At 52.1% G+C, this 1529-nt stretch carries 3 protein-coding genes; all 3 read right to left on the reverse strand.

Annotation, left to right across the window (positions count from 1 at the left end; all coding sequences use genetic code 11):
* Positions 1-774 (reverse strand): 50S ribosomal protein L2 (gene rplB / locus VH187_RS19770; RefSeq protein WP_329703156.1); only part of this gene is annotated, 774 nt, incomplete at its 3' end.
* Positions 775-791: 17 nt separating this feature from the next.
* A complete protein-coding gene (gene rplW / locus VH187_RS19775; RefSeq protein WP_329703157.1) occupies positions 792-1094 on the reverse strand; it encodes a 50S ribosomal protein L23 in 303 nt (100 codons plus the stop codon).
* The coding region (gene rplD, locus VH187_RS19780) for a 50S ribosomal protein L4 (protein ID WP_329703158.1) at positions 1091-1529 on the reverse strand (439 nt) is incomplete at its 5' end. The genes rplW and rplD, both read right to left, overlap by 4 nt.

A 1529-nucleotide genomic window follows, 5' to 3' on the forward strand; every position in this document is an offset into this window, starting at 1 on the left:
GCGGGTCTTCTTACCTTTGGTCTGAACGCCCCACGGGGATACCGGGTGCTTACCAAAGTTACGACCTTCACCACCACCATGTGGGTGATCGACTGGGTTCATCGCAGTACCGCGAACGGTAGGACGAACACCACGCCAGCGTGCAGCACCTGCTTTACCCAGAACGCGCAGCATATGCTCAGCATTGCCAACTTCGCCCAGGGTTGCACGGCAGTCTGCTTCGACTTTACGCATTTCACCAGAACGCAGACGCAGGGTGACATAAGCACCATCGCGAGCAACGATCTGAACGTAAGTACCAGCGGAACGTGCCAGCTGACCGCCTTTACCTGGTTTCATTTCTACGTTATGAACGGTAGAACCAACCGGGATATTGCGCATCGGCAGAGTGTTACCTGCTTTGATTGCAGCATCAACGCCAGACTGAATCTGGTCGCCAGCTTTCAGGCCTTTAGGGGCCAGGATGTAACGGCGCTCGCCGTCTTTGTACAGAACCAGCGCGATATTCGCGGAACGGTTCGGATCGTACTCAAGACGTTCAACAACTGCCGGGATACCATCTTTGTTGCGCTTAAAATCAACAATACGGTATGCCTGCTTGTGACCACCACCAATATGACGAGTGGTGATACGGCCATTGTTGTTACGACCACCGGATTTGCTGTTTTTTTCCAGCAGCGGAGCAAAAGGTTTGCCCTTGTGCAACTCAGGGTTGACCACTTTAACTACGTGGCGACGACCCGGAGATGTCGGTTTACATTTAACAACTGCCATTGTATTACTCCTCCGACTTACTCAGCGCCGCCAACGAAGTCCAGATTCTGGCCTTCTTCCAGGGTGACGTAAGCTTTTTTCCAGTCGCTACGACGACCGATACGCTGTCCGTGACGCTTCACCTTGCCTTTAACAACCAGGGTGCGTACGGTATCAACTTTGACTTCAAACAGTTTCTGCACAGCAGCTTTGATTTCTGCTTTAGTCGCGTCTTTAGCAACTTTGAGAACGATGGTATTGGTTTTTTCCATCGCAGCAGACGCTTTTTCAGAAACGTGCGGTGAACGAATCACCTTCAGCAAACGTTCTTCACGAATCATGCCAGCATCTCCTCAACTTGCTTAACAGCATCAGCAGTCATTACGACTTTGTCGAAGGCGATCAGGCTAACCGGGTCGATACCATTCGCGTCACGTACGTCAACCTTATGCAGGTTACGTGCGGCCAGGAACAGGTTCTCGTCCAGCTCACCGGTGATGATCAACACATCTTCCAGAGCCATGTCTTTCAGTTTCTGTGCCAGCAGCTTAGTTTTAGGTGCATCTACAGAGAACGTCTCGACAACGATCAGACGATCCTGACGTACCAGTTCGGACAGGATGCTTTTCAGCGCGCCGCGGTACATCTTTTTGTTAACTTTTTGACTGTGGTCCTGCGGGCGAGCAGCGAAGGTTACGCCACCGGAACGCCAGATCGGGCTCTTGATAGAACCTGAACGCGCACGGCCGGTACCTTTCTGGCGCCACGGCTTTTTA

The organism is Scandinavium sp. (assembly GCF_036271055.1).
Taxonomy (GTDB): Bacteria; Pseudomonadota; Gammaproteobacteria; order Enterobacterales; family Enterobacteriaceae; genus Scandinavium.